Source organism: Acinetobacter sp. CFCC 11171 (genome assembly GCF_003268405.1).
Taxonomy (GTDB): Bacteria; Pseudomonadota; Gammaproteobacteria; order Pseudomonadales; family Moraxellaceae; genus Acinetobacter; species Acinetobacter amyesii.
The window spans coordinates 1-1567 of record NZ_LQXP01000083.1; the positions used below are offsets into that span (position 1 = coordinate 1).

The following is a 1567-nucleotide window of genomic DNA, read 5'->3' on the forward strand; positions in this document are numbered from 1 at the left end:
TGACCAGCTTCATCATCAGCTCGCTACGCTTAAAGCGCTGGACCGTACCCGGGATGTGATCCTGATGGCCGAAGTGGTTGAGGAAGCGACTTATGTCGCCCATCATCCGCAGAAAATTGCTCTGATTTTTAGCGCGATGCGGCATTTTGCCAAAGAGCTCAAAGCGGAAGGCTGGCGTGTACGTTACCATGCTTTTCAGTTCGGCAGTCCGATTCGTAGCCTGCTGGATTTCGTACAGGCACAGCAACTGCTGTTCCCCGTCACAGAATTGGTAATGACCCGATGCGGGGAATACCGCCTGCAGCAGCAGATTGAACAGCACTGGAGCCAGCAGTTGCAACTGCCGGTACAGTGTCTGGATGACGATCGTTTTTTCTGTAGTCCAGAGCAGTTCCAGCATTGGGCCAATCACTACCAGACTCTGCGTATGGAATATTTTTACCGGGAAATGCGTAAACAGACTGGTTACTTGATGCAAAGACAGCAACCGCTTGGACAACAGTGGAACTATGACAGCGCCAATCGCAAGACATGGTCAGGCACTCCACCATTGCCTCCAACACTTCATTTTGAACGCGATCAGATTGATCTGGATGTACTTAAGCTGGTTGAGCGCGAGTTTCCACTTCACGCTGGCAGCCTTGACAACTTCCGCTGGGCCACCACACGTAGCAATGCTCTGCTTGCAATGGAGCATTTCATTACTCACAGTTTGCCGCATTTTGGAGACTATCAGGATGCCATGGCTCAGGGTGCAGACATGCTGTTTCACAGCCTGCTCTCGCCTTATCTAAATTGTGGTCTGTTACTGCCCAAAGAAGTTTGTGATGCGGCAGAAGCTGCCTACCATGACGGTCATGCACCACTGAATGCAGTGGAAGGTTTTATCAGGCAGATCCTCGGCTGGCGCGAATATGTCCGCGGAATTTACTGGCTGTACATGCCGGAGTATGCCAGCCGCAATGCGCTACAGTACTCAACACCGTTGCCACAATTTTACTGGACTGGCCGCACTCAGATGAACTGCATGGCTGAGTGTTTCCGTAATACTTTTCAGCATGCGTATGCACATCATATTCAGCGTTTGATGGTGACTGGAAATTTTGCCTTATTAACTGGTGTAGACCCGCAGCAGATCAGCGAGTGGTATCTGGCAGTCTATGCCGACGCCTATGAATGGGTAGAACTACCGAACACACTGGGCATGGTAATGCATGCCGATGGCGGCTTGATAGCCAGCAAACCCTATGCGGCTTCGGGCAATTACATCCATAAGATGTCTGATTACTGCAAACACTGTAGCTACAATGTCAAAACCCGTACCGAGCCAGACAGCTGTCCGTTCAACAGCCTGTACTGGTATTTCATGATCCGGCATGAAGCGATATTCCGTACCCATCCACGTATGGGCATGATCTATCGGCAGCTGGACAAACTGAAAGATCGGCAGCAGATCATCAGCCATGCCCAGCAGCTTCTTAGCCGGATCAATGAGTTATAAACGATGAAAAAACAGCATCTCCCTGAAAAAATATGTATTCACTGCTTGCGCCCTTTTACTTGGCGC

2 protein-coding genes are annotated in these 1567 nt (G+C 50.2%); both read left to right on the forward strand.

Features of this window, described 5'->3' with window-relative positions:
• Positions 1 to 1501 (forward strand): cryptochrome/photolyase family protein (locus tag AVJ20_RS17860; protein ID WP_111886139.1); only part of this gene is annotated, 1501 nt, incomplete at its 5' end.
• 3 nt (positions 1502 to 1504) lie between these two features.
• Positions 1505 to 1567 (forward strand): DUF2256 domain-containing protein (locus AVJ20_RS19030; RefSeq protein ID WP_162689813.1); only part of this gene is annotated, 63 nt, incomplete at its 3' end.